The 19312-nt window shown below is 68.2% G+C and carries 24 protein-coding genes; 19 read left to right on the top strand and 5 right to left on the bottom strand.

All coding sequences use genetic code 11. The features are described 5' to 3' along the window. Window positions 1–55 precede the first annotated feature (55 nt). From AC5Y7D_RS27605 to AC5Y7D_RS27595, 3 genes are read left to right on the top strand one after another with little or no spacing between them, the layout of a single operon-like run. Window positions 56–853, top strand: coding sequence for an SHOCT domain-containing protein (locus tag AC5Y7D_RS27605; protein WP_499929109.1), 798 nt, complete (start codon window positions 56–58; stop codon window positions 851–853). A 58-nt stretch (window positions 854–911) separates the two neighbouring features. Beyond that, a complete protein-coding gene (locus AC5Y7D_RS27600; RefSeq protein WP_499929103.1) occupies window positions 912–1730 on the top strand; it encodes a mycofactocin-coupled SDR family oxidoreductase in 819 nt (272 codons plus the stop codon). 25 nt (window positions 1731–1755) lie between these two features. After that, window positions 1756–2946, top strand: a complete 1191-nt coding sequence (locus AC5Y7D_RS27595; protein ID WP_499929101.1) for an NAD(P)/FAD-dependent oxidoreductase — start codon at window positions 1756–1758, stop codon at window positions 2944–2946. Here AC5Y7D_RS27595 and AC5Y7D_RS27590 read toward each other — a convergent pair. From AC5Y7D_RS27590 to mftR, 4 genes are all read right to left on the bottom strand, one after another. Continuing rightward, window positions 2943–4211 carry a VOC family protein gene (locus tag AC5Y7D_RS27590; RefSeq protein ID WP_499929099.1) on the bottom strand — a complete coding sequence of 423 codons (1269 nt, stop codon included), beginning with the start codon at window positions 4209–4211 and terminating at the stop codon, window positions 2943–2945. The two genes, AC5Y7D_RS27595 and AC5Y7D_RS27590, sit on opposite strands and share 4 nt — an antisense overlap. After that, a complete protein-coding gene (locus AC5Y7D_RS27585) occupies window positions 4208–4723 on the bottom strand; it encodes an RNA polymerase sigma factor (protein WP_499929097.1) in 516 nt (171 codons plus the stop codon). The genes AC5Y7D_RS27590 and AC5Y7D_RS27585 overlap by 4 nt, the downstream gene beginning before the upstream one ends. A gap of 64 nt (window positions 4724–4787) precedes the next feature. Next, window positions 4788–5846, bottom strand: a complete 1059-nt coding sequence (locus AC5Y7D_RS27580) for a DUF2332 domain-containing protein (RefSeq protein WP_499929095.1) — start codon at window positions 5844–5846, stop codon at window positions 4788–4790. 7 nt (window positions 5847–5853) lie between these two features. Next, window positions 5854–6447 carry a mycofactocin system transcriptional regulator MftR gene (gene mftR, locus AC5Y7D_RS27575; RefSeq protein WP_499929093.1) on the bottom strand — a complete coding sequence of 198 codons (594 nt, stop codon included), beginning with the start codon at window positions 6445–6447 and terminating at the stop codon, window positions 5854–5856. A gap of 105 nt (window positions 6448–6552) precedes the next feature. On the opposite strand from mftR, the gene mftA reads away from it, so the two are divergent. From mftA to mftG, 7 genes are all read left to right on the top strand, one after another. Continuing rightward, window positions 6553–6642, top strand: a complete 90-nt coding sequence (gene mftA / locus AC5Y7D_RS27570) for a mycofactocin precursor MftA (RefSeq protein WP_036352637.1) — start codon at window positions 6553–6555, stop codon at window positions 6640–6642. After that, window positions 6627–6950: a mycofactocin biosynthesis chaperone MftB gene (gene mftB, locus AC5Y7D_RS27565; protein ID WP_499929090.1), complete on the top strand. Its 324-nt coding sequence runs from the start codon at window positions 6627–6629 to the stop codon at window positions 6948–6950. The genes mftA and mftB overlap by 16 nt, the downstream gene beginning before the upstream one ends. Further along, window positions 6947–8140, top strand: coding sequence for a mycofactocin radical SAM maturase (mftC, locus tag AC5Y7D_RS27560; protein ID WP_499929088.1), 1194 nt, complete (start codon window positions 6947–6949; stop codon window positions 8138–8140). Before mftB ends, mftC begins: the two co-directional genes overlap by 4 nt. 2 nt (window positions 8141–8142) lie before the next feature. Further along, window positions 8143–9318 (top strand): pre-mycofactocin synthase MftD, encoded by a 1176-nt coding sequence (gene mftD / locus AC5Y7D_RS27555; protein ID WP_499929086.1) that lies wholly within the window; start codon window positions 8143–8145, stop codon window positions 9316–9318. A 219-nt stretch (window positions 9319–9537) separates the two neighbouring features. Next, window positions 9538–10281 (top strand): mycofactocin biosynthesis peptidyl-dipeptidase MftE, encoded by a 744-nt coding sequence (mftE, locus tag AC5Y7D_RS27550; RefSeq protein ID WP_499929084.1) that lies wholly within the window; start codon window positions 9538–9540, stop codon window positions 10279–10281. Beyond that, window positions 10278–11702 carry a mycofactocin biosynthesis glycosyltransferase MftF gene (mftF, locus tag AC5Y7D_RS27545; protein WP_499929082.1) on the top strand — a complete coding sequence of 475 codons (1425 nt, stop codon included), beginning with the start codon at window positions 10278–10280 and terminating at the stop codon, window positions 11700–11702. The genes mftE and mftF overlap by 4 nt, the downstream gene beginning before the upstream one ends. 8 nt (window positions 11703–11710) lie before the next feature. Beyond that, on the top strand, window positions 11711–13144 hold the full coding sequence (gene mftG, locus AC5Y7D_RS27540; protein ID WP_499929081.1) for a mycofactocin dehydrogenase MftG: 1434 nt from the start codon (window positions 11711–11713) through the stop codon (window positions 13142–13144). 15 nt (window positions 13145–13159) lie between these two features. Here the strand turns inward: mftG and AC5Y7D_RS27535 are convergent, their stop codons facing one another. After that, a complete protein-coding gene (locus AC5Y7D_RS27535) occupies window positions 13160–13900 on the bottom strand; it encodes a PE family protein (protein WP_499929079.1) in 741 nt (246 codons plus the stop codon). Window positions 13901–13980: 80 nt separating this feature from the next. Here AC5Y7D_RS27535 and AC5Y7D_RS27530 point away from each other — a divergent pair, with 80 nt between their 5' ends. The 9 genes from AC5Y7D_RS27530 to rpsC all read left to right on the top strand — a co-directional run bounded on the left by AC5Y7D_RS27530 (window position 13981) and on the right by rpsC (window position 19310). Then, complete coding sequence (locus tag AC5Y7D_RS27530; RefSeq protein ID WP_499929077.1) at window positions 13981–14295, top strand: hypothetical protein; 315 nt, start codon at window positions 13981–13983, stop codon at window positions 14293–14295. A gap of 471 nt (window positions 14296–14766) precedes the next feature. After that, entirely contained in the window at window positions 14767–15072 is a 306-nt protein-coding gene (gene rpsJ / locus AC5Y7D_RS27525; protein ID WP_003873519.1) for a 30S ribosomal protein S10, read from the top strand. Between the two features lie 13 nt (window positions 15073–15085). Continuing rightward, window positions 15086–15760, top strand: a complete 675-nt coding sequence (gene rplC, locus AC5Y7D_RS27520) for a 50S ribosomal protein L3 (RefSeq protein WP_499929075.1) — start codon at window positions 15086–15088, stop codon at window positions 15758–15760. Further along, window positions 15760–16422: a 50S ribosomal protein L4 gene (gene rplD, locus AC5Y7D_RS27515; RefSeq protein WP_499929073.1), complete on the top strand. Its 663-nt coding sequence runs from the start codon at window positions 15760–15762 to the stop codon at window positions 16420–16422. Before rplC ends, rplD begins: the two co-directional genes overlap by 1 nt. Further along, window positions 16422–16724, top strand: a complete 303-nt coding sequence (gene rplW, locus AC5Y7D_RS27510; protein ID WP_065137390.1) for a 50S ribosomal protein L23 — start codon at window positions 16422–16424, stop codon at window positions 16722–16724. The genes rplD and rplW overlap by 1 nt, the downstream gene beginning before the upstream one ends. Before the next feature lie 31 nt (window positions 16725–16755). After that, complete coding sequence (gene rplB / locus AC5Y7D_RS27505) at window positions 16756–17598, top strand: 50S ribosomal protein L2 (RefSeq protein ID WP_205876463.1); 843 nt, start codon at window positions 16756–16758, stop codon at window positions 17596–17598. 28 nt (window positions 17599–17626) lie between these two features. After that, window positions 17627–17908, top strand: a complete 282-nt coding sequence (gene rpsS, locus AC5Y7D_RS27500) for a 30S ribosomal protein S19 (protein ID WP_011739061.1) — start codon at window positions 17627–17629, stop codon at window positions 17906–17908. Beyond that, entirely contained in the window at window positions 17905–18471 is a 567-nt protein-coding gene (gene rplV / locus AC5Y7D_RS27495) for a 50S ribosomal protein L22 (protein ID WP_499929069.1), read from the top strand. The genes rpsS and rplV overlap by 4 nt, the downstream gene beginning before the upstream one ends. Beyond that, window positions 18471–19310: a 30S ribosomal protein S3 gene (rpsC, locus tag AC5Y7D_RS27490; RefSeq protein ID WP_499929067.1), complete on the top strand. Its 840-nt coding sequence runs from the start codon at window positions 18471–18473 to the stop codon at window positions 19308–19310. The genes rplV and rpsC overlap by 1 nt, the downstream gene beginning before the upstream one ends. Window positions 19311–19312 lie beyond the last annotated feature (2 nt).

Here is a 19312-nt window from a genome sequence, read left to right as displayed (position 1 = left end):
ATACTCTGACATCATCTTTCGGGCGCTCGGCCCGAACACAGTGAGGGGAAAGCCGATGCTCGCGCGGTACATCAAGATGCAGCTGCTGGTGCTGTTGTGCGGCGGCCTGGTCGGGCCGATCTTCCTGGTCGTCTACTTCACCCTCGGTTTCGGTCAGCTGCTGTCCTGGATGTTCTATGTCGGTCTGCTGATCACCGTGGCCGACGTGCTGGTCGCGATCGGGTTGACGTTCTGGAGCGTCAACACGGCGGCCAAGAACGAGGCGCTCGAGCAGGCCGGGGTGCTGGCGCTGGCGCAGATCACCGGTCTGACCGAGACGGGCACCCGGATCAACGAGCAGCCGGTGGTCAAGGTGCATCTGCATGTCTCCGGTCCCGGGATCGCTCCGTTCGACAGCGAGGACCGGGTGATCGCCAGTGTGACCCGGCTGGGCAACCTGACCGCCCGCAAGCTTGTCGTGTTGGTCGACCCGGCCACCAACGAGTATCGGATCGATTGGGAGCGAAGCGCTTTGGTCAACGGGTTGGTGCCGGCCCAGTTCACCGTCGAGGAGGACAACCGCACCTACGACCTGAGCGGCCAGTCCGGGCCGTTGATGGAGATCCTGCAGCTGCTCAAGGCCAACAACATCCCGCTCAACCGGATCGTGGACGTGCGCTCCAATCCGGCACTGCGCCAGCAGTTGCATGCGGTGGTGCGCCGGGCCGGCCAGCAGCAGGCCGGGGCGGCGCCCGCGCCGGCGCAGGCCTCGATCGCCGACCGGCTGCAGGAGCTGGACTCGCTGCGGGCCAGCGGCGTGGTCAACGACCAGGAGTACGCCAGCCGCCGCGCCCAGATCATCTCCGAGATCTGACCTAACTAGAACACGTTTCAGTTTCGCTGCTAGCCTGGCAGGCGGCGAAAGGGGAGCAGTGGCGCAATCACTTCAAGGACGGGTCGCGTTCATCACCGGAGCCGCGCGTGCCCAGGGCCGTTCCCATGCCATCCGGCTCGCCCGCGAAGGCGCCGACATCATCGCTTCGGACATCTGCGGGCCGGTGTCGGACACCCTGACCTACCCGCCGGCCACACCCGAAGATCTCGCCGAGACCGTCCGCGCGGTGGAGGCCGAAGGTCGCAAGGTGCTGGCCCGTGAGGTGGACGTGCGCGACGACGCGGCGGTGCGGCAGTTGGTGGCCGACGGGGTCGAACAGTTCGGCCGGCTCGACGTCGTGGTCGCCAATGCCGGAGTCCTGGGCTGGGGCCGGGTGTGGGAACTCACTGACGAGCAGTGGGACACCGTCATCGGGGTCAACCTGACGGGCACCTGGCGCACCCTGCGGGCCACCGTGCCCGCGATGATCGAAGCCGGCAACGGCGGCTCCATCGTGGTGGTCAGCTCGGCGGCCGGGCTGAAGGCGACACCCGGCAACGGCCACTACGCGGCCAGCAAGTTCGGTCTGACCGCGCTGACCAACACCTTGGCGCTCGAGCTGGGCGAATTCGGCATCCGGGTCAACTCGATCCACCCCTACTCGGTCGACACCCCGATGATCGAGCCGGAGGCGATGATGCAGGTGTTTGCCAAGCATCCCCGCTTCGTGCACGCCTTCCCGCCAATGCCCATGCAGTACAAGGGCTTTATGTCCCCTGGCGAGGTGTCCGACGTCGTGGTGTGGTTGGCCGGCGACGGATCGGGCACCCTGTCCGGCAGCCAGATCCCGGTCGACAAGGGCGCATTGAAGTACTGATTGTCGAGCGTGCTATGAACACCACGTGAGCACACACGGAATCGTGATCGTCGGCGGCGGGCTGGCCGCCGCCCGCACCGCCGAGCAGCTGCGCCGAGCGGAGTACGCCGGGCCCATCACGATCGTCAGCGACGAGGTGCACCTGCCCTACGATCGGCCGCCGCTGTCCAAGGAGGTGCTGCGCAGCGAGATCGACGATACCGCCCTCAAACCGCGGGAATGGTATGACGAGAAGGACATCACCCTGCGCCTCGGCGTCCCGGCCACCGGCATCGACACCGCAGCCCAGACCGTGACGCTGGCCGACGGAACCTCGCTGGACTACGACGAACTCGTCATCGCCACCGGCCTGGTGCCCCGGCGGATTCCCAGCCTGCCCGACCTGGACGGGATTCGGGTACTTCGGTCGTTCGACGAGTGCATGGCGTTGCGCGCCCACGCCTCGTCGGCCACGAAGGCGGTCGTGGTCGGTGCGGGTTTCATCGGCTGCGAGGTCGCGGCCAGTCTGCGCGGTCTCGGGGTGGACGTGGTCCTGGTGGAACCGCAGCCGACACCGCTGGCCTCGGTGCTCGGCGAGCAGATCGGCGCGCTGGTCACGCGGCTGCACCGTGACGAGGGTGTCGACGTGCGCACCGGCACCGGGGTGGCCGAGGTCCGGGGCGACGGCCATGTCGACTCGGTGGTGCTGACCGACGGCACGGAAGTCGCCGCCGACCTGGTGGTGGTCGGCATCGGGTCGCACCCGGCCACCGGCTGGCTCGACGACAGCGGCATCGAGGTGGACGGGACCGATAAAGGCGTCGTCTGCGACGAAGCCGGCCGCACCAGCGCGCCGCACGTCTGGGCGCTCGGCGACGTCGCCTCCTGGCGTGATGCCACGGGACATCAAGTGCGCGTTGAACATTGGAGCAACGTCGCCGACCAGACGCGAGTGGTGGTGCCCGCCATGCTGGGCCGCGAGGTGCCCTCGGCCGTCGTGGTCCCGTACTTCTGGAGCGACCAGTACGACGTGAAGATCCAGTGCCTGGGCGAGCCGGAAGCCACCGACACCGTGCACCTCGTCGAAGACGACGGCCGCAAGTTCCTGGCCTACTACGAACGCGACGGTGCGCTGGTCGGCGTGGTCGGTGGCGGGTTGCCCGGCAAGGTCATGAAGGTGCGCGCCAAGATCGCCGCCGCCGTGCCGATCTCGGAGATGCTGGACGCCACCGGCTAGAACTGGCCGAGGTAAAAGCGCGAGCCCTGATCGTCGGCGCATTCGGCGGACAGGCCGTACGGCTGACGCGACGGTTCGGCCAGCACTGTGCCGCCGGCCTCGCGGACCCGGGCCACCGCGGCGTCGATGTCGGCGACGGTCCACATCGGCACGGTGCTGCGGCGCAGGCTGCCGCCCGCGGCACCCGACATCGGGTGAGCGTCGCGGACCTGCCACCCGTCGGTGACGCGGCCGGGTTCGAACGTCCAGCCCAGCACCCTGCCGTAGAAGTCGCGGAAGCCGGCGGATTCGACGGCCTCGTAGGTCACGTAGGCCAACTCCCCGGGCCCGGATCCGTTGAGCTGCGGCCGTTCCCGGTCGGGCGACGGTTCGAATACCGCGAAGGCCGCACCCTGCGGATCGGTGGCGTCCAGGGTGATGCCGTGCTCGGCGTCACGGGTTTCGCCCACCGAGCCGCCGGCATCGAGGATGGCCGCGCGCGCGGTTGCCAAATCGGCTACGGCATAGCAACAGAACAGGGTCGGCAGACCGGCGACAGCGTGGATCCCGGTCGGCAGTTCGGTGTTGGTCACCCGTTGCGACGCGGCGTCGACGGTCCAGCCCAGCACATGGGCGTAGAACGCGGCGGCACGGTCGGCGTCGGGAACCCACAGCGAGACGTACCCGAGGTCGCCCGGCCGGATACCGTTTGCCGGGACGCGCACCGGTCCGGTGAGCATCCAGCGGTGGCCGAAGGGGTCGACGATGGTTGCGTTGCGCGAGCCGTGACCCTCGTACACCTCGCGCTGAACCGTGGCGCCGTGCTCCCGCGCGCGCTGCAACGCCGCATCGGTGTCGGGGACGTGCAGCATCAGACTCACCGACACCGCACCCGATGCAGGTGCTCGCAGTCCCAGTTCGGGATACTCGTCGGCCAGATAGAGCACACCGTCGCCGATTTCGATCTCGGCATGCCCAATTCGGCCGTCCTCCATCACGATTGGTTCGCCGGCCAACACCGCGCCGAAGGCGTCGGCATACCAGGACAGGGCGGCACGCGCATCGCCGACGTTCAGGTACGGCAGCGCCGCCGGGCGGGGTGCCTCGGACGGCGGCGAGGATTCGGCCAGTTGGGAGAGGGTGCCGGTCGTGCCACTCATGAGAACTCCTTCCGGTAGTGCCAGTGCGGACTGAAGGCGTCTGCGCAACCGCGCGGCGAAGCCCGGATCGGGTTGCACCGGAAGGTCATCGGTGTGCAGCACGCTGAGCGGATCGTGCTGGCTCATGACGTGCCCCCTTCCGGATACTCTTTTCGGAACGCCTTCTTGGCGCGAATCAGCAGCGCCTCGGTGGCATGCACGGTGCGCCCGAGCAATGCAGCGCATTCGCCGACGCTGCAGTCGTCCATGTAGCGCAACACCAGCACGGCGCGGTGCGCGTCGCTCAACCTGGCCAGGACGCTCTCGGCGATCAACCGGTCCAGTTCGGCGTCCCAGTCGTCAGGAGGGTCCACCGGCTCGGGCGGCTCGGCCACCGGCACCGGGTCGCGCCGGCCCCGATAGTGGTCGGCCAGCTTGTGTCGGGCCACTCCCATCAGCCAGGGCATCGCGATCGCCGGCGGGTCGCCGCGCCGGGCGGCATCCAGGCCGGCCAAGAAGGTTTCCGACGTCAGATCCTCCGCCGTCCCCCGATCGCCGCAGCGTCGGAGGAAGTAGCCGTAGACCACCGGCAACGCGTCGTCGTACAGCGCCAGCAGCGTGTGCGCCGCATCGAGCCGGTGGTGAGGTTGGCCGCTCACGCCTATATCGTCGTTGTGCCGGGCCGAATTCCGACGGGGTCATCCGAAATTTCTTGGGGCTGGTTCAATGCCAGTGCACCGGTGCGCCGTGGGCGTGGCATTCGGCCAGCACATGCTCCTCGCCACCCGGCCACCTGGTGGCGCGGACCAGGAACTTCAACGTGCCTTCCGGTCCCTCCCGCGCCGGCTCGAGAGTCAGGTGCGCAAACGGTGCCTGCGCGCGGGCCCGGGCGGCCAGGTCGTCGATCCCGGCTCGTACGCTCGCGCGTTCGTCCGCGGACAGGTACTGCCAGGTGATCGAGTGCCACAGCACCGTCAGTGCGCCTTCGGCCAGGCTCAGCGCGGTGACCGCCTCGGCGGCCGTCCGGCACTCCAACTGCGCCGGCACCTCGCGGGCCACCGCGATGGCGCCGCGCACCCGGTTCAGCCGCGCTTCCTGGTCCGGCCACACATAGCTCAGAATGGTCAGCTCCCCGTCGGCGCCGTTGACGCCCGTCACGTCCAGCGGCGCGATGTCGTATCCGCGCCGTTCGACGATCTCCAGCCTGCCACCCGGCGGCAGTTCGCCGTGCCAGGCGTCGTCGATCACCACCGGCGAATCGGCCGGTCCCCACTGATTGCCGGCGTAGCGGTAGTGGTACCGATCGGCCCGCAGGTTCAGCCCCGCGCTGGAACCTAGCTCGAAAAGCCTTATTGGGAAACGAAATTCGCTGTTGAGATACAACAGGCCGCCGATCAGCGCGGCGGACCGGCCCACCTCGTTGGTCTGCGGCGGCTGGCGCAGCGCCGCCCGCAGCACGTCGGGTCGGTCATCTGCGACCTGCACGATCTCGGGCCAGGCGGCCTCGGCGTCCCAGTGGCCGCCGGCGCTGGGATACCAGCGGCGCAAGCGCGGGGCCCGGCCGTCGAGCACCATCCGGTGCAGCCCGCCGAGCAACCGCAGCGGCACCGCCTGACCGGACGACGCCGTCTCCTGGCCGGCCAGAATGGTCGCGAAGACGCCGCCGGTCTCCACGTCGCGGGCAATTAGTTCGAACAGTTCCCCGTACATCGCCGACCCGGACCGGGTGCAGAACCGTCCCTGCGACCGCAGAGTGTGCAAGAGATGAGCGACATCGCTCATTGGCGGCTCACTCGAGTGAATCCAGGCCGGCGCCGACGACGTCGAACGCATTGCCGAGTGCCTCGGGCAGCGAGACCGACTCGTCGCGCAGCCAGTGCTCGTAGGCGCTCAGCGCGACCCCGAGCATCGTCCAGGCGACGGTCTGCGGTATCAGGTCGGTGGTCTTGCGGCCGGACCTGCCGGCGACGAACCCGGCGATCACCTCGCGCCAGCCGGCATACATCGTCATTGAATAGGCTTGCAGCTCAGCGGTTTCCAGAATCACCCGCATGCGCTGACGGTGCCGAACGGACTCGCACTCGTCGAAGGTGTTGAACGCCAGCAGCGCCCCGCGCAGCGCCTCGCGCAGCGGTACCCGGGGATCGACGTCGTCCAGCAGTTCCTGCAGCCGTTCCAGGTGGGCGTCGAAGTCGCCCCACGGGATCGCGTTCTTGGAGGCGTAGTAGCGAAACAGGGTCCGCCGGGCGATCCCGGCGGCCTGCGCGACGTCGTCGACGCTGACGTCGGCGAAACCACGGGCGGCGAACATGTCGATCGCGACGTCGGAGATGTGCAGCGGCGTCGTCGAGCGGCGCCTGCCCACCCGCGACTCCTGCAGCATCAGACTCCGCCCTTCCGTTTCGGCACTCGATGCCATATTCTTGCCACAAGATTGTGACCAGCACCACCCATCATTGTCGAATCCCTTCGATGAAAGGCAATCGCCATGGACAACGAGAACCAGACCGAAACCGAACTCGTCACCGAGACGCTGGTCGAAGAGGTTTCGATCGACGGCATGTGCGGGGTCTACTGACGGTGCCTGCACCCGCGCCGGTCCGGGACACCGCGCAGTTCGACCCGGATGCCGGCTGGCAACTGCATCCGCAGGTGGCGGTTCGGCCGGAACCCTTTGGGGCGCTGCTGTATCACTTCGGCACCCGCAAGCTGTCGTTCCTGAAGAACCGCACCATTTTGGCCGTGGTGCAGTCGCTGGCCGACCATCCCGACATCCGGTCCGCCTGTCGGGCCGCCGGGGTCGACGACCGCGACCAGGGCCCTTATCTGCACGCCCTGGGTGTGTTGGCTCAATCCAGCATGCTCGTACCCCGGAAGGCGCCGTGACCACCGCAGCCAGAGTCCCCGCCCTGATCGAGCAGTTCGAGCACGGGCTCGACGCACCGATCTGCCTGACCTGGGAGCTGACCTACGCCTGCAATCTGGCGTGCGTGCATTGCCTGTCGTCGTCGGGCAAACGTGATCCAGGTGAGCTCTCCACCCGCCAGTGCAAGGACATCATCGACGAACTCGAACGCATGCAGGTGTTCTACGTGAACATCGGCGGCGGCGAACCCACCGTGCGTGCGGACTTCTGGGAGTTGGTGGACTACGCGACCGCACACCATGTCGGGGTGAAGTTCTCCACCAACGGCGTGCGCATCACCCCTGAGGTCGCGGCCCGATTGGCCGCCAGCGACTATGTGGACGTGCAGATCTCGCTGGACGGGGCGACCGCCGAGGTCAACGATGCCGTTCGGGGGGCCGGGTCCTTCGACATGGCGGTGCGGGCACTGGAGAACCTGGCAGCGGCCGGATTCCGGGACGCGAAGATCTCGGTCGTGGTCACCCGGCACAACGTGGACCAGCTCGACGCGTTCGCCGCCCTGGCGCGCCGGTACGGCGCCACGCTGCGCATCACCCGGCTGCGACCGTCGGGACGGGGCGCTGACGTGTGGGAGGACCTGCATCCCACCGCCGAACAGCAGGTGCAGCTTTATGACTGGCTGGTGGCCAAGGGGGAGCGGGTGCTGACCGGCGACTCCTTCTTCCACCTGGCGCCGCTGGGCTCCGGCGGTGCGCTGGCCGGGCTGAACATGTGCGGTGCCGGCCGGGTGGTGTGCCTGATCGACCCGGTGGGCGACGTGTACGCCTGCCCGTTCGCCATCCACGACCGCTTCCTCGCTGGAAACGTGTTGAGGGACAGCGGTTTCGGCCTCGGATTTGCCAGTGTCTGGAAGAACGCCCCGCTGTTCCGAGAGCTGCGCGAGCCGCAGTCCGCCGGAGCATGCGGAAGCTGCGCACACTACGACAGCTGCCGCGGTGGCTGCATGGCGGCGAAATTCTTCACCGGCCTGCCGATGGACGGCCCCGATCCCGAGTGTGTACAAGGCCATGGCGCCGCGGCGCTCGCATCCGAACGTGAGACGCCGAGGCCGCGTGGCGACCACTCCCGGGGCAAGCGGATCAGCACACCGGTGCCGTTGACTCTGTCCACCAGACCGCCGTCGCGGCTCTGCAACGAAAGTCCCGTATAGCTATGGCAGACCAATGGTTTGAAACAGTAGCGATTGCCCAACAACGCGCTAAGCGACGGCTGCCTAAATCCGTCTATTCGTCGCTTATTTCCGCCAGTGAAAAAGGCGTGACGGTCGCCGACAATGTGGCGGCATTCAGCGAACTCGGATTCGCACCGCATGTCATCGGCGCCAGCGCCAAACGCGACCTGGCGACGACCGTGCTGGGACAGGACATTTCGATGCCGGTGCTCATCTCACCGACCGGCGTCCAAGCGGTGGATCCCGACGGCGAGGTGGCCGTCGCGCGCGCCGCCGCGGCCCGGGGCACGGCGATGGGGTTGTCCTCGTTCGCCAGCAAGCCGATCGAGGAGGTCATCGCCGCCAACCCCAAGATCTTCTTTCAGATTTACTGGCTCGGCGGCCGGGACGCGATCGCCGAGCGCGCCGAGCGGGCCCGGGCCGCGGGAGCGGTCGGCCTGATCGTCACCACCGACTGGACGTTCTCCCACGGACGTGACTGGGGCAGCCCGAAGATCCCCGAAGCGATGAACCTGAAGACCATCCTCAGGCTGTCGCCCGAGGCGATCACCAAGCCGCGCTGGCTGTGGAAGTTCGGCAAGACGATGCGGCCGCCGGATCTGCGGGTGCCGAACCAGGGCCGCCGCGGCGAGCCGGGCCCGCCGTTCTTCGCCGCCTACGGCGAGTGGATGGGAACGCCCCCGCCTACCTGGGAAGACATCGCGTGGCTGCGGGAGCTGTGGGGCGGACCGTTCATGCTCAAGGGTGTGATGCGCGTCGACGACGCCAAAAGGGCGGTGGATGCCGGGGTTTCGGCGATTTCGGTGTCCAACCACGGCGGCAACAACCTGGACGGCACACCCGCCTCGATCCGCGCGCTGCCGGCCGTGGCGCAGGCCGTCGGTGATCAGGTGGAGGTGCTGCTCGACGGCGGTATCCGGCGGGGGAGCGACGTCGTCAAGGCGGTGGCGCTCGGAGCGCGGGCGGTGATGATCGGGCGGGCCTACCTATGGGGGCTCGCGGCGGCCGGCCAGGCCGGCGTCGAGAACGTGCTCGACATCCTGCGCGGCGGAGTCGACTCAGCGCTGATGGGTCTCGGTCATTCGTCCATCCACGACCTCACCGCTGACGACATCTTGGTCCCGGACGGATTCACCCGGGAGTTGGGCGTGGGCTGAGCCCACCCGGACAGCCAGATTGCGCGTAGCCTGTCCTGGTTGCGAAACCTGGTTTTCCGTGCGCGGTGCCCTACCACAAAGCGGGTGCTTGCGAAACGGCCACTTGCCCCGAGGTGATACCTGCGGGGCAGTCGTGGCAAACGAGCAGAAATTTTCGCCCGTCAATCAACACCACGGAAAAAAAATCGGATTGATAGCGCAACAATTGGTGCACGCCAGGTGAATTCGTCTTACCATCGGCGAGTGCCCGTACTCGGCGAACTGGGGGAATCGACGTCGAGCCAACTCTCGATATCCGCCTCTGCGTCAATAAAGCCGTCAATAATGATTCCGTTGGGGGCTACCGAACAACACGGTCCGCATCTGCCGTTGGACACCGACACCCGGATCGCCACGGCGGTGGCCCGCGCTGTCGGTGCGCGGCTCGACTGGCTGGTGGCGCCCGCGATCGACTACGGCGCCAGTGGCGAGCACCAGAGTTTCCCCGGAACGATCTCCATCGGTACCGATGCCCTGACCATGTTGTTGGTGGAGTACGGACGGTCGGCCACCTGCTGGGCGCAGCGGCTGGTCTTCGTCAACGGCCACGGCGGCAATGTCAGCGCGCTCAAGACCGCGATCGCCCGGTTGCGCGCCGAGGGCCGCGACGCCGCATGGTGCCCGTGTGCCTGTGCCGGCGGCGATGCGCATGCCGGACATACCGAAACATCGTTACTACTCCACCTCTGGCCCGCCACCGTGCGCACCGACCAATTGATCGCCGGCAACGAGGCTCCGCTTCGCGAGTTGCTGCCCTCGATGCAGCGTGGCGGGGTCGCGGCAGTCAGCCGCATCGGGGTGCTCGGCGATCCGACCACCGCCACCGCGGCCGAGGGCAGCCGGATCTTCACCGAGATGGTCGACGACTGCGTGCATCGCATCGATCGGTGGATGCCCGGTGCCGACGGGATGCTGGCAACATGACCCAGACCCGACTGCCTGACGGGTTTGCCGTGCAGGTCGATCGTCGCGTGCGGGTGCTCGGCGACGGCAAGGCTCTGCTCGGCGGCTCGCCGACCCGGCTGCTGCGATTGGCACCCGCTGCCCAGGACCTGCTCTGCGACGGCCGGCTCAAGGTTCGCGATGAGGTGAGCGCCCAACTGGCCCGCACGCTGCTGGACGCCACGGTGGCCCACCCCCGCCCGGCGACGGGCCCGTCGCACCGAGACGTCACCGTTGTTATACCGGTGCGCGACAACCTGACTGGTGTGCGACGACTGGTGGCGTCGCTGCGCGGGCTGCGCGTCATCGTGGTCGACGACGGATCCTCGCGCCCGATCGAACGGGAAGATTTCGCGGGCACGCACTGCGATGTCGAAGTGCTGCACCACCCGCGCAACAAGGGCCCGGCCGCGGCGCGCAACACCGGACTGGCGGCCTGCGCCACCGACTTCGTCGCGTTCCTGGATTCCGATGTGGCGCCACGGCGCGGGTGGCTCGAGGCTCTGCTCGGTCACTTCTGCGACCCGACGGTCGCACTCGTCGCGCCCCGCATCGTCGGCCTGGCGCAGGACGAGAATGTGATCGCCCGCTACGAAGCGGTGCACTCGTCGCTGGATCTGGGCCTGCGGGAAGCGCCGGTGTTGCCACACAGCGCGGTGTCGTATGTGCCGAGCGCCGCGATCGTCTGCCGCGCCGCGGCGATCCGCGGGGTCGGTGGGTTCGACGAGACGATGCAGTCCGGTGAGGACGTCGACTTGTGCTGGCGACTCGTGGAAGCCGGTGCCCGGCTTCGGTATGAGCCAGTTGCACTGGTGGCGCATGACCACCGGACCGAGTTGCGGGGCTGGATCGCCCGCAAGGCGTTCTACGGCGGCTCCGCGGCGCCCCTGTCGGTGCGGCACCCCGACAAGACCGCGCCGGTGGTGATTTCCGGCTGGGCACTGACGGCCTGGATCCTGATGGCGCTCGGCACCGGCCTCGCCCAACTGGCGTCGGTGGTCATCGCCGTCCTGACGGGCCGCCGCATCGCCAGGGCCCTGCGTGGCGCTGAGACATCCTACGAGACGACGTTGCGCGATGTCGTCGTGATCGCCACCCGCGGGCTGTGGTCCGCGGCGCTGCAATTGGCCTCGGCAATCTGCCGGCACTACTGGCCGGTGGCGCTGCTGGCCGCAATCCTGTCGCGGCACTGCAGGCACGTCATCCTGATCGCGGCGATCGTGGATGGGGTGGCGGACTGGTTTCGCCGCAGGGACGCCGTCGGCGAAGACGCCGAGCCGATCGGATTGCTGACCTTCCTGATGCTCAAGCGCATCGACGACCTGGCCTACGGGATGGGGCTGTGGTACGGGGTGGTCCGCGAACGCAATATCGGCGCGCTCAAGCCACAGATTCGGACGTAACGGCCGCTTTGTCTGCAGCCGCCAGGCACAGCGATGTGCTGATCGTCGGTGCCGGAAGCGCTGGTTCGGTTGTCGCCGAACGGCTTTCCGCCGATCCGAGTCGCACCGTCACGGTGCTGGAAGCGGGTCCCGGCCTCGCCGACGCCACGCTGCTGGGCCGGACCCGCAACGGGTTGCGGCTACCCATCGGAACGGGTAGCCCGCTGGCCGAGCGCTACCTGGCGACGCTCACCGACCACCCAGCCCGCCAGGTTCGGATCGTCCGCGGAACCACGGTAGGCGGATCCGGGGCCGTCAACGGCGGCTACTTCTGCCGAGGTCTGCCCGGCGACTTCGACCGCCTGGCGATACCGGGCTGGGGATGGGCCGACGTGCTCGACCACTTCCGGGCCATCGAGACCGATCTCGACTTCGACACCCCGGCCCACGGCGGTGCCGGCCCCATCCCGGTGCGTCGCACAGCCGACCTGACCGGCGTCACCGAGGCCTTCGCGGCCGCCAGCCGGCGCGCGGGATTCAGCTGGATCGCCGACCTCAATGATGTCGGCCCCGATCTGCCCACAGGGGTGGGGGCGGTGCCGCTCAACATCGTCGACGGCGTCCGCACCGGCTCCGGGGCCGCGTTTCTGCTGCCCGCCCTGCGGCGACGTAATCTGACGCTGCTGGGCAGCACCCGGGTGGTGCGGCTGCGCATGGCCGGCAGCGCCGCGGCCGGCGTGGATGCGGTTGGCCCGGAGGGTTCCATCGAGCTCACCGCAGACCGAATCATATTGTGCTGCGGCGCGATTCGTTCGGCCCATCTGCTGATGCTGTCCGGTATGGGCGACGAGGCAATGCTGCGGGCCGCCGGTGTGAAGGTCGTTGCGGCGCTGCCGGTCGGGTTGCGGTGCAGCGATCACCCGGAATGGGTGATGTCGACCGGCTGGCAGGTGGCGGCGGACCGCCCGGTGCTCGAGGTTGTGCTCAACACCGCCGACGGCATCGAAATACGCCCCTACACTGGTGGATTCGTGGCCATGACCGGCGATGGTGCTGCGGGGCAAAGTGATTGGCCACACATCGGTGTGGCGCTCATGCGACCGCGTTCGCGCGGACGCATCTCCCTGATCTCGGCGGACCCCGGAACGCCGCCGCGAATAGAGCATCACTACGACAGCGAACCGGCCGATGTGGCTGTGCTGCGGGAGGGTTGTCAGCTGGCCCGTGAACTCTGCAGTACCGCAACGGGTTCGCCGGCTTGGTCGACGTCACAACATCTGTGTGGCAGCGCCCCGATGGGTGTCGACGGCGATCCGAACGCTGTCGTAGACAACAGATGTCGTGTCCTCGGGATCGAAAACCTCTGGGTGATAGACGGATCCGTGCTGCCGGTGGTTCCCAGCCGTGGGCCGCACGCCACGATCGTGATGTTGGGGCACCGGGCGGCCGAATTCGTTCAGTGAGAGGGGCCGGCCGCTTCAGGCGGATGCCGGCGCCGCCTCGCCGCCGGTTTCCATCCGGGCCGCCGGGGCCGTAGCCGCGACGGCCGGCAGCGCCCGCGCCGCCAGCGGCGCCGGCAACGCGGAAACCGCTGCCCGCCCGGTGATTTCGGCCGGCTCTGCGCTGCTCGCCGGCTGGGACGGAATCGGTTGACGAGACACCGAACTCACGGTGCCCACCGGCCCGGGCGAACTCGCCGCCACCGCCGAACCCATCGCACCCACCGGCGCCGCCGCCGGTGCGATCGCCGCGCCAACCGGTCCGGCTGCGGCCGGGCCGATGGCCACCGTCCGTGCCGCTGCCGTGGCCGCCGGCGCCGCGTAGGAACCCTCGCTCAACGCCGAGCGGCCCAGTGTCTGCTGCGGCATGTTGGGGACGCCGGTCTGGATCGCCGAAACGTTGGTGGCTTCGGTGAGCGCGTAGGACTGCGAGCCGAGGTTCATCAGGTGTACGAACTGCTCATGGAATGCCGCCGCCTGGGCGCTGAGCGCCTGGAACGCCTGAGCGTGAGCCCCGAAAAGCGCCGCGATCTCCATTGACACCGAGTCGGCGCCGGCCGGGATCACCGCCCCAGTCGTCGGGAAAACCGCCGCGGCGTTGGCATCGCTGATCGCTGAACCGATGTTGGACAAGTCCGTAGCGGCCGCAGCCACATACTCCGGCGCAGCGATCACATATGACATGTGGCCCCCCAGCCAAACGTGGATCGTGTCCGACACCCGTACGAACCTCTCCCCTGTTCGGATGATAGCTCGACTGAGGCGGGCCGGAGGCGCTTTCGGTCAAGGCGAGCCCACTTTTGCGCGGCCTCCCCGGACGCGCCGGGCCAGCCGCAGCTGTCGCCCGTCGCGCCCGCGGGCCCGACCTGCGGGAGCCGCCGGAACCAGACCGCCCGCCGGGCGCGTCGAGCGCGATCAGCGTGCTGCGCGAACGCAGGGTCGACCGTTCCAGCGCGATAGCACCGCTGATCGCGCCGCTGGTCCTGGGCCGATTGAGCACGCTGCCCGATTTCGACTGCCGGGAAACGGCTCGGGCCGCCGTCGACGGCTTCCTGTATGTCAAGGGCCGGCGGGACGCGGGTCTGGTCCCGGATGCCGGAAACTCCGATATCTAACCGGCCGGCAGCGCAGGACGGTCCGGTCCTCGATCCGCCACCACCCCGGCGCATCAAAAGCGCTGGTAGGGTCGCTGCCGGGTCCGTACCGCAGCTGCCGCCGTCGGCACGCCGGGGTTCTCGACCCGCAATTTGGCCGAACCGGTGATCTGGGGCATACTGTTCAGGTTGCCCTGCGCCAGGTTCGCCCTGGCCGGGCATACGACCAGCGCCCACCATGGGCGCGTCCGGTCCCAACCTTGGAGCGCGACTATTCAGCCGCCTACGAGGCTGCGTGCGGGTGACACGCCCGAGCGCGGGGAGCGGTTGAACCACGACAGGTAAACAGCGGCGCAGTATCCGGCGCAACGCTGGATCGGCCCTCGTCAGGGCGGTCGATCCGCGCGCCGGGGGCACCGGGCCCAAACCGGGCTCAACGTGTGGGACAGGTTCGGAAACGGGCCCGAGTGTGGGAGATGAGGTAGGAGAAGCGTGGCGGGACAGAAGATCCGCATCAGGCTGAAGGCCTACGACCATGAGGCTATTGACGCGTCGGCGCGCAAGATCGTCGAGACCGTCGTGCGTACAGGAGCCAGCGTCGTGGGGCCGGTGCCTCTGCCGACAGAGAAGAACGTGTACTGCGTCATCCGCTCTCCGCATAAGTACAAGGACTCGCGGGAGCACTTCGAGATGCGCACACACAAGCGGCTGATCGACATCCTCGACCCGACGCCGAAGACCGTTGACGCGTTGATGCGCATCGATCTTCCGGCCAGTGTCGACGTCAACATCCAGTAGGAGATCGGAAACGATGGCAAGACAGGGCAATTCCGCCGCGCGGCGGGGCCTGCTGGGTACCAAGCTGGGCATGACGCAGGTATTCGACGAGAACAACCGGGTCGTGCCGGTGACCGTAGTCAAGGCGGGTCCGAACGTGGTGACCCGCGTCCGGACCCCCGAGCGTGACGGATACAGCGCCGTGCAACTGGCATACGGCGAGATCAGCCCGCGCAAGGTCAACAAGCCGGTCACCGGTCAGTATGCGGCCGCGGGCGTCAACCCGCGCCGGCACCTGGCCGAGCTGCGGCTGGACGACGCGGAGGCCGCGGCGGAGTACGAGGTGGGCCAGGAGCTGACGGCGGAGATCTTCGCCGACGGCTCCTACGTCGACGTGACCGGCACCTCCAAGGGCAAGGGCTTCGCGGGCACCATGAAGCGGCACGGCTTCCGCGGACAGGGCGCCAGCCACGGCGCCCAGGCGGTGCACCGCCGCCCGGGTTCCATCGGCGGGTGTGCCACGCCGGCACGAGTGTTCAAGGGCACCCGGATGGCCGGCCGGATGGGCAACGACCGGGTGACCGTGCAGAACCTGGTCGTGCACAAGGTCGACGCCGAGAAAGGCGTGCTGTTGATCAAGGGCGCGGTTCCCGGCCGCACCGGTGGACTCGTGATGGTCCGCAGCGCGATCAAACGAGGTGAGAAGTAATGGCTCTCAAGATTGACGTCAAGACGCCGGCGGGCAAGGTCGACGGCTCCATCGAGTTGCCGGCCGCGCTGTTCGATGCACCCGCCAACATCGCGTTGATGCACCAGGTCGTCACCGCGCAGCGCGCGGCGGCCCGACAGGGCACGCACTCGACGAAGACCCGCGGTGATGTCAGTGGTGGTGGCCGCAAGCCCTACCGGCAGAAGGGAACCGGTCGCGCCCGGCAGGGATCGACGCGGGCTCCCCAGTACACCGGAGGTGGCGTGGTGCACGGCCCCAAGCCGCGCGACTACAGCCAGCGCACACCCAAGAAGATGATCGCCGCCGCACTGCGCGGGGCGCTGTCCGACCGGGCCCGCAACGGACGCATCCACGCGGTCACCGAGCTGGTCGAGGGACAGACCCCTTCGACCAAGAGCGCCAGGGCATTCCTGGCCACGCTGACCGAACGCAAGCAGGTCCTGGTGGTGGTCGGCCGCAGTGACGAGGCCGGCGTGAAGAGCGTGCGCAACCTGCCCGGCGTCCACATCCTGCCGCCGGACCAGCTCAACACCTACGACGTGCTGCGCGCCGACGATGTGGTGTTCAGCGTGGAGGCCCTGAACGCCTACATCTCCGCCAACACCGCCAACACGGCGTCTTCCGAGGAGGTTTCGGCCTGATGGCGACGATCGCTGACCCCCGCGACATCATCCTGGCGCCGGTCATCTCGGAGAAGTCCTACGGGCTGCTCGACGACAACGTGTACACCTTCGTGGTGCACCCCGACTCGAACAAGACGCAGATCAAGATCGCTATCGAGAAGATCTTCGCCGTCAAGGTCGCCTCGGTGAACACCGCGAACCGGCAGGGCAAGCGCAAGCGCACCCGGTCCGGTTACGGGACGCGCAAGAGCACCAAGCGCGCCATCGTCACCCTGGCACCGGGTAGCAAGCCGATTGACTTGTTCGGAGCCCCGGCCTAGCGCCGAGCGCGAGAGAAAGATCTGATTAGACATGGCAATTCGCAAGTACAAGCCGACGACCCCGGGTCGTCGTGGCGCCAGCGTGTCGGATTTCTCCGAGATCACCCGCTCGACGCCGGAGAAGTCGTTGGTGCGCCCGCTGCACAGCAAGGGCGGGCGTAACGCGCACGGCCGCATCACCACCCGTCACCAGGGTGGCGGCCACAAACGCGCATACCGGGTGATCGACTTCCGTCGCAACGACAAGGACGGCGTCAACGCCAAGGTCGCCCACATCGAGTACGACCCGAACCGCACGGCACGGATTGCACTCCTGCACTTTCTCGACGGGGAGAAGCGCTACATCATTGCGCCCAACGGTCTTTCGCAGGGCGACATCGTCGAGTCGGGCGCCAACGCCGACATCAAGCCCGGCAACAACCTGCCGTTGCGCAACATCCCGGCCGGCACCCTGGTGCACGCCGTGGAGTTGCGGCCCGGCGGCGGTGCCAAGCTGGCGCGCTCGGCCGGATCGAGCATCCAGCTGCTGGGCAAGGAATCCACCTACGCCTCGCTGCGCATGCCCAGCGGTGAGATCCGCCGCGTCGACGTCCGCTGCCGCGCCACGGTCGGCGAGGTGGGCAACGCCGAGCAGGCGAACATCAACTGGGGCAAGGCCGGTCGCATGCGGTGGAAGGGCAAGCGCCCGTCGGTCCGTGGCGTCGTGATGAACCCCGTCGACCACCCGCACGGCGGTGGTGAGGGTAAGACCTCCGGTGGTCGTCACCCGGTGAGTCCCTGGGGCAAGCCCGAGGGCCGTACCCGTAATCCCAACAAAGCCAGTAACAAGCTCATCGTCCGACGCCGTCGCACCGGCAAGAAGCACGGTCGCTAGCAAGGATGAAGTCAGGGAGTAGCCGATAATGCCACGCAGCCTCAAGAAGGGCCCGTTCGTCGACGACCATCTGCTCAAGAAGGTCGACGTGCAGAACGAGAAGAACACCAAGCAGGTCATCAAGACCTGGTCCCGGCGTTCGACCATCATTCCCGACTTCATCGGGCACACGTTTGCGGTGCACGACGGCCGCAAGCACGTCCCGGTGTTCGTCACCGAATCGATGGTGGGTCACAAGCTGGGGGAGTTCGCGCCCACCCGCACCTTCAAGGGACACATCAAGGACGACCGGAAGAGTAAGCGGCGATGAGTATTACCACTGAATATCCATCGGCGACCGCCAAGGCGCGGTTCGTCCGGGTGTCGCCCACGAAAGCGCGCCGGGTGATCGACCTGGTGCGCGGCCGGTCCGTGGCGGACGCACTCGACATCCTGCGCTGGGCGCCGCAAGCGGCCAGCGAGCCGGTGGCCAAGGTGATCGCCAGTGCCGCTGCCAACGCCCAGAACAACGACGGGCTGGACCCCGCCACTCTGGTGGTGGCCACGGTGTACGCCGACGAGGGCCCGACCGCCAAGCGCATCCGTCCGCGTGCCCAGGGCCGCGCGTTCCGGATCCGCCGGCGCACCAGCCACATCACCGTGATCGTGGAGAGCCGGCCCAGCAAGGACGAGCGGTCCTCGAAGTCGTCGCGGACGCGTCGCGCCGAGGGCAGCAAGGCCGCCGCCAAGGCCGGCCCTGTTTCGGGAGCCAAGAAGGCGGCGACCAAGGCTGGACCCGCTTCGGGAGCCAAGAAGGCGGCTACCAAGGCGCCCGCCAAGAAGGCACCCGCAAAGACGTCTGAGGCTGCTGAACCGAAGGGAGGCTCAGACTAGTGGGCCAGAAGATCAATCCGCACGGCTTCCGGCTGGGCATCACCACCGACTGGAAGTCACGCTGGTACGCCGACAAGCAGTACGCCGACTATGTCAAGGAGGACGTCGCGATTCGCCGGCTGCTGTCGTCCGGCCTGGAGCGCGCAGGCATCGCTGACGTGGAGATCGAGCGGACCCGTGACCGGGTCCGGGTGGACATCCACACCGCGCGGCCGGGCATCGTCATCGGCCGTCGTGGCACCGAGGCCGACCGCATCCGTGCCGACCTGGAGAAGCTGACCAAGAAGCAGGTCCAGCTGAACATCCTCGAGGTGAAAAACCCGGAGTCCCAAGCACAATTGGTGGCCCAGGGTGTCGCGGAGCAGCTGAGCAACCGCGTGGCGTTCCGTCGCGCGATGCGCAAGGCCATCCAGTCGGCCATGCGCCAGCCCAACGTCAAGGGCATCCGGGTGCAGTGCTCGGGTCGTCTCGGCGGTGCCGAGATGAGCCGCTCGGAGTTCTACCGCGAGGGCCGGGTCCCGTTGCACACCCTGCGGGCCGACATCGACTACGGCCTGTACGAAGCCAAGACCACCTTCGGCCGGATCGGCGTGAAGGTCTGGATCTACAAGGGCGACATCGTCGGCGGCAAGCGTGAGCTCGCCGCCGCCGCCCCCGCCGGTGCCGACCGCCCGCGCCGTGAGCGGCCCACCGGCACCCGCCCGCGTCGCAGCGGCGCCTCGGGCACCACGGCAACCGGTACCGACGCGGGCCGGGCGGCCGGCGGCGAAGACAACACTGCAAGCGCCGCCGTGCCCGAAGCCGCGGCACCCGCAGAAGCGCAGAGCACGGAGAGCTGAGT

This window comes from Mycobacterium sp. NGS49, assembly GCF_059812565.1.
Note: the sequence above shows the minus strand (reverse complement) of the source record. Positions and strands in the feature narration are given on the sequence as shown.